The 7,000-nt window shown below is 43.7% G+C and carries 6 protein-coding genes; all 6 read right to left on the bottom strand.

What is annotated here, in order from left to right:
* Positions 1-257: 257 nt before the first annotated feature.
* Positions 258-1,079 carry an HAD family hydrolase gene (locus tag PGQ38_RS07260; protein ID WP_118578516.1) on the bottom strand — a complete coding sequence of 274 codons (822 nt, stop codon included), beginning with the start codon at positions 1,077-1,079 and terminating at the stop codon, positions 258-260.
* Between the two features lie 250 nt (positions 1,080-1,329).
* On the bottom strand, positions 1,330-2,610 hold the full coding sequence (locus PGQ38_RS07255; protein ID WP_118578517.1) for an adenylosuccinate synthase: 1,281 nt from the start codon (positions 2,608-2,610) through the stop codon (positions 1,330-1,332).
* A gap of 61 nt (positions 2,611-2,671) precedes the next feature.
* Positions 2,672-4,105 (bottom strand): adenylosuccinate lyase, encoded by a 1,434-nt coding sequence (purB, locus tag PGQ38_RS07250; protein WP_118578518.1) that lies wholly within the window; start codon positions 4,103-4,105, stop codon positions 2,672-2,674.
* A gap of 96 nt (positions 4,106-4,201) precedes the next feature.
* Positions 4,202-4,894, bottom strand: a complete 693-nt coding sequence (locus tag PGQ38_RS07245) for an amino acid ABC transporter ATP-binding protein (RefSeq protein WP_118578519.1) — start codon at positions 4,892-4,894, stop codon at positions 4,202-4,204.
* Positions 4,895-4,964: 70 nt separating this feature from the next.
* The gene (locus PGQ38_RS07240; RefSeq protein WP_173716412.1) at positions 4,965-5,615 is read right to left on the bottom strand and encodes an amino acid ABC transporter permease; all 651 of its coding nucleotides are present in this window, start codon (positions 5,613-5,615) and stop codon (positions 4,965-4,967) included.
* 186 nt (positions 5,616-5,801) lie between these two features.
* Entirely contained in the window at positions 5,802-6,695 is an 894-nt protein-coding gene (locus tag PGQ38_RS07235; protein ID WP_204453788.1) for an amino acid ABC transporter substrate-binding protein, read from the bottom strand.
* Positions 6,696-7,000 lie beyond the last annotated feature (305 nt).

Here is a 7,000-nt window from a genome sequence, read left to right as displayed (position 1 = left end):
TATTTTTTCTCCAAAATTTTCTTGCAGATTTTTCATAAAATTCATACTATTTTTCTGTAACATATGTATAAAAAGACTGCAACAGGTTCATACTATGAGTGTTCAGTAAAATGAACCAACAAATTCATTGAACCCCCTTCAATGATGATGCAATACAAAAGATAAGCGAGATTAACTTATATCCTCCCCGAAACGCCCCGGCTTCTGAAGTACTAGCTGAAGCCGGGGCGTTAACTTTCCTGTTTTGCTGTTTTTTTCTATTTTACTCCAAGCTTCTCCAGTTCCTTTGCAGCCTGCTTCAGATCATGGAATTCAATGGCATGAATACCAAGCTTTCTTGCAGCCTCGCAGTTCTCCGGGCGGTCATCCAGGAAAACGCTCTCCTCCGGTTTTAAACCGAATCTGGAAAGAAGTGTCTCATAAATATCAGCCTCCGGTTTGATCTGCTGAACCTCACAGGAGAAAATCACACCATCCATATTTTTCAGAAAAGGCATTTTACCTGGTCTTGTCTGATCCAGCATGAATTGGCTGTAGTTTGACAGAATGTACAGATGATAGCCCTGGCTTTTCAGATAGCTGGTCCAGGTTTCGGCGTAATCCTTAATTCCAATTGTTTTTCCTGATTCTTCGATCACACGCTTTACATCCGCTTCGTACTCGGCCGGAAGTTCTGCGATAAACTGTTTCCGGTATTCTTCTTCAGGAAACAGGCCACGGTCACGCTCATTCCAGATCTGGCTCTTAAAAACCTTCTCAGCAATCAGCTTCTCTTCTTCTGCCGAAAAGTGGAACGCTTTCAGATAGCTTTCCCAATCATAGGAAACCAATACCTGTCCCACATCAAAAATTATGTTTTTCACTTCGCCTGCGACCTCCTTTTCCTCTTTCTTCAAAAGTTTATAAACCATAAGAAATACATAAGCCAGCACTGGCACCAGAATTACAGTACCTACTGCTGCCTTAAAATTCCCCTGTGCGTTGTCGCCGCTGCCAAAAGCAAAGATCATAGGCAGACAGCAAACTGCCAGTAAGACTACCACTCCCAGAATGGCAGCTGCACGTTTAAAATTTTTCATTCTTTATTCCTTTATAAAATCCGTTTTCTTTTTTGTCATCTAGAGCATCGAAAATTAAGTTTCTGCTATATTGGCGCAGCAAATAAAAATCAGACAAGTCAATATGGCAGTTACTTAATATTCGATGTACTAGATACAAGATACGCCGGAGAGAACCTCCGGCGCAGTCACATTTCAATTACCGATCACTCTGTAACCAGTAATGTATTCTTACTCACAAGCGTCTGATACGCAGCCGCTTTTTTCCCAATTATTTATTTCTGTAAATAATATCGTTTCTTCCTGGTCCGTTGGAAACCATGGTGATCGGGTATCCGATCTTCTCCTCGATGAATTCGATGTATTTTCTGCAATTCTCCGGAAGATCCTCATAGTTCTTTATTCCACGGATATCGCATTTCCATCCTGGAAGCTTCTCGATCACCGGTTTTGCTTTCTCAAGTCTGGCTGTGGTCGGGAAGTCTGTGGTAATCTCTCCGTCGATATCGTAAGCAACACAAACCGGGATCTCATCCAGATAGCCAAGTACGTCAAGTACTGTAAATGCCACATCTGTAGCACCCTGAAGACGGCAGCCGTATTTAGATGCAACACAGTCATACCATCCCATACGTCTCGGACGTCCAGTGGTAGCGCCGTATTCTCCGCCATCACCACCGCGTCTTCTAAGCTCGTCAGCCTCTTCTCCGAAAATCTCGGAAACAAATGCACCGGCACCTACTGCGCTGGAATAAGCCTTGCTTACAACAACAATCTTCTGGATCTCATATGGAGGCACACCTGCTCCGATTGCACCATATGCTGCCAGTGTGGAAGAAGAGGTAACCATTGGGTAAATACCATGGTCAGGGTCTTTCAAAGTTCCAAGCTGTCCCTCAAGAAGGATCTCCTTGCCCTCTTTCAGTGCATTATTCAGATACAAGGAAACGTCGCATACATATGGTGCAACCATCTTCTTGTATTCCATCAGCTCTGCAAAAAGCTCATCAACGTTCAGAAGCGGTTTGTGGTATAAGTGCTCAAGAAGAACGTTCTTAGTTTCACAAACGCTTGCCAGTTTCTCCTTCAGGCGATCCTCGTCAAAAAGCTCATTTACCTGAAAACCGATTTTTGCATATTTGTCAGAATAGAAAGGTGCGATACCGGATTTAGTAGAACCGAAAGATTTGCCTCCCAGACGCTCTTCCTCATACTGGTCAAACAGAATGTGGTACGGCATAACCATCTGTGCTCTGTCAGAGATCAGAATCTTCGGTGCCGGAACACCTTTGCTTACAACCTCATTGTATTCTTTGAAAAATACAGGGATATTCAGTGCAACACCGTTGCCGATCACACTTGTGGTGTGTCCATAAAATACACCTGACGGCAGAGTGTGAAGTGCGAATTTACCATAGTCGTTTACAATGGTATGTCCTGCATTTGCACCACCCTGGAATCTAACGATAATATCAGCTTTCTCAGCGAGCATGTCGGTAATTTTCCCCTTACCTTCATCTCCCCAGTTTGCTCCAACTACTGCTTTGATCATAACTCAAATTCCTCCTGTGTCTGATCTGAATTTCATAAAAAAAGAAATTAACAACCTTTTATCATACATTAATCTCAGCTGTCATTCCAAGCATTTCCTTGTGGGAATCCAGAACCGGATTTACAACTTTTGCAATAAAGCTTTCGGTCTGCTCTTTGGCACGTCCCACATATTTCTTCGGATCCATGGTCTTCTGAAGCTCTTCCAGGGTCAGGTTAAATGCCGGATCTGCTGCGATCAGCTCAAGAAGGTTGTTGTCCTTACCTTCTACCTTAACATTCCTGCCTGCTTCCATGGAAAGCTCACGGATGCGCTCATGAAGCTCCTGACGGTCTCCACCTGCTTTTACTGCGTCCATCATAATGTTCTCAGTTGCCATAAATGGCAGCTCAGCCATCATGTGTTTCTCGATAACCTTCGGATAAACCACAAGACCATCTACAACATTCAGGCACAGATCCAGGATTCCGTCAATTGCAAGGAAGCCTTCCGGTACGGAAAGACGCTTGTTGGCGGAGTCATCCAGGGTTCTCTCAAACCACTGGGTAGCAGAGGTGATGGCTGGATTCAGGGCATCTACCATCACATATCTGGAAAGGGAAGCAATACGCTCACTTCTCATCGGGTTTCTCTTATAAGCCATAGCGGAAGATCCGATCTGGGATTTCTCAAATGGCTCCTCTACTTCTTTCAGATGCTGAAGAAGACGGATATCGTTTGACATCTTGTGTGCACTTGCTGCAATTCCTGCCAGAACATTGACAACACGGGTATCAACTTTACGGGAATAGGTCTGTCCGGATACCGGATAGCATTCCTTGAATCCCATCTTGGCAGCGATCATCGGATCGATCTTGTCGATGGTCTCCTGGTCTCCTTCAAACAGTTCCAGAAAGCTTGCCTGTGTACCTGTAGTACCTTTAGAACCAAGAAGCTTAATGGTGCCAAGAACATATTCCAGATCTTCAAGATCCATCATGAATTCCTGTGTCCACAGTGTGGCACGCTTTCCAACGGTAGTTGGCTGTGCAGGCTGGAAATGGGTAAATGCAAGTGTAGGCTGATCTTTATATTTGTCAGCGAACTTGGAAAGCTCTGCAATTACGTTTACCAGTTTCTTCTGAACCAGTTTCAGAGCTTCTGTCATAACAATAATGTCTGTATTATCTCCTACATAACAGGATGTTGCTCCCAGGTGGATGATTCCCTTTGCTTTCGGGCACTGCACACCGTAAGCATATACATGGGACATAACATCGTGACGCACTTCTTTCTCACGGGCCTTGGCAACATCATAGTTGATATCGTCTGCATGAGCTTTCAGTTCATCAATCTGTTCCTGGGTGATGTTCAGTCCAAGCTCCTTCTCAGTCTCTGCCAGAGCGATCCAGAGTCTTCTCCAGGTGCGGAATTTCATATCCTGTGAAAAAATGTACTGCATTTCCTTGCTGGCATAACGCTCAGACAAAGGGCTTGTATATCTGTCTGTACTCATTCTTTCTCTCCTGTTTCTAAGTAAGTTTTTATCATTTACTTTGCGGATCAACTGTTTTTTTCCACATACAAGGGGATTATATAACATCCAAAGATTTTAAGCAAGCCCCTGATGGAATTTCCCAAGGAATTCCTTCATTCTTACATGTTCTGATGAAAATACCTCTTCCGGGGTGCCTTCCACTGCGATCAGACCGTCATCCATAAAGATAATCCGGTCGGAGATGTCACGGGCAAAGCTCATCTCGTGGGTAACAATCACCATGGTGATATGCTCGGCTGCCAGGTCTTTGATTACTTTCAAGATTTCGCCAGTGAGCTCCGGATCCAAAGCAGATGTGGGCTCATCGAAGAAAAGAATATCCGGGTTCATGCAAAGGGCTCTGGCGATGGAAACTCGCTGCTGCTGTCCACCTGAAAGCTGGTATGGATAATAGTTTTCTTTATCTGAGAGTCCCATTTTCTTCAGCAGTTCTCTGGCCTGAGCGTAGACTTCTTTTTTGTCTCGTTTCTGGACTTTGATAGGAGCGTCTGTAATATTTTTAATCACGGAAAAATGGGGAAAAAGGTTAAAATTCTGAAAAACCAATCCGATTTTTCCGTTTTTGATGATTTCGCCGCCGTCTGGTGTCTCCAGACCAGTGGCACAGCGAAGCAATGTAGACTTACCAGAGCCGGAGGGACCGATAATACTAAGAACCTCGCCCTTGTCTACTTCCAGGGAAATGTCACGGAGAACGTCCAGGGCTCCGAAACTTTTCTTTATGTGTTTCATTTCAAATAATTTCATATAGTGACTCCTTCTGGTTACCCGCACACAGTTTTACAATGTATATTCACTGCAGGTTGATGATAAATTATTAGCGGTAATAGTTCAGTTTTTTCTCTACTTTATCCATAATCACTGCTACCAGCAGGTTAAATACATAATAAAATACAGCCGCTACCACAAACGGCACCATCGTGGTCTGAGAGCTGGCAATCTGTTTCGCCAAAGTGAACATTTCAGCTACCGCTACAACAAACGCCAATGAAGTATCCTTTACCAGAGTGATTACTTCGTTGGTAATAGATGGCAAAATCCGTTTAAATACCTGGGGAAGAATGATGCGGAAGAAGGTCTGTGCTTTTGAGTAGCCAAGGATTCTGGCTGCTTCATACTGACCTACTGGCATGGATTCAATTCCACCACGGTAGATTTCTGCAAAATAAGCGGCATAATTAATTGCAAAAGCAATAAATACAGCGATCAGGCTGTAACCCATGGAAATTCGGATTCCAAAAATAAAATATGGTCCGAAATATACTACCATCAGCTGCAGCATAAGAGGTGTTCCGCGCATAATGGAGATATAAGCAGAAACGATCCATCTGATTATCTTTATTTTGGACATTTTACCCCAACAGACCAGAAGGCCAAGTGGCAGGGAAAATATAAGGGTTACAAAGAAAATTTCCGTAGTTACGGTCATTCCCTTTGCAAGCTGGCTTAACATTACACTAAAACTCATAGTTACTGTGTTCCTCCTGTTGATACTTGTGTTCTAAGGGATCGCATTTCACGTTTCATTTCATTCTATAATTCACATTCTGCGAATCAAGCTCCTTCTTTTGGAGCAGACCCCTTCTCGCTAAGAAAAGAGGGTGCGCCAGGTACCCTCTTTTTTGCGTATATTCGTGTTTATAGTCTATGTGAATTATTCAGCCTCATCCTCAGCAGTATCTGCGTCAGCTGCCTCATCAGAATCTGCATTTTCTTCTGCCGCATCTGTGCTCTCTTCTGTCTTATCCGCTGCTTTCTCATCTCCCAGGCAAAGCATGTCAGCTACACCATACTGCTCAGCCAGTTTATCAATCTCGCCCTCATCATACAGCTTCATAACCTCGGTCCATACGGTATCACGAAGCTCCTCGTTTCCTTTGGCAAATCCAATACCGTACTGTTCGCTCTGAATCGGCTCGTCAAGGATCTTATATTTACCCTCTTCTCTCTGAGCCAGCTGATATTTGGCAACTCCGATATCAACAGCAACAGCATCAGCTGCGCCAGAATCAATGTTCATAAATGCGGTATTGTAATCCGGATTCTCTGTAAGGGATGCAAAGCTGTCTGTCAGTTCTTTGTTATCCTCGCTGTTCAAAGCATCAAGTGCTGCAGATGCAGCCTGTACTACAACATTCTTCCCTGCCAGATCTGCCAGTGTCTCAATTCCGGAATCGGAAGTGACTACCATAACCTGCTCGTTATTCAGATATGGATCAGACCATGTATAATCATCCTCACGTCCATTGATGGTAAAGCCATTCCAGATACAGTCAATATTTCCGGAATTCAGCTCCATATCCTTGGAATCCCAGTTAATCGGCTTCTTTACAAGCTCCCATCCAAGATTATCACATACCTTCTGCGCCACATCCAGGTCAAAACCAACATATTCGCCACTTTCATCCATATAACCAAAAGGCGGGTACTCTGCATCAAATCCAACAGTCAGGGTCTTACTGTCGGCATCTGCATAAACAGTCACACCAGAGCAGATACCTGCTGCCATTAAGGCACTCATCATAATCGCCAGCATTCTTTTTTTCATAATATCTATCCTCCTGAAATCTAATTCTCATTATTTTAGTGCGTTTTCACTCTACCATGTTAAAGCATGGTTGTATGGTAGCATACGAAAGTAATTCTGTCAATATAGTTTTTGCAATTTGACGAGCAAGTTCCAGCCAATAGTTACTGTTCACTCCGTTCACAGTAACGCGCTTCGCGATGCACAGAAATCATGCAAAGCATGATTTCGCGCCGCAATTCTCGGGTTTTCTGTGAACTTTGTTCACAAAAACACCTCGCGGAACGTTACCAGTGAACAGTAATAGCCAATACACAGCATTTGGA

It is taken from the genome of Blautia faecis, from assembly GCF_027662325.1.
GTDB classification, from domain to species: Bacteria; Bacillota; Clostridia; order Lachnospirales; family Lachnospiraceae; genus Blautia_A; species Blautia_A faecis.
This window is presented reverse-complemented; position numbering and strand designations above follow the sequence as displayed.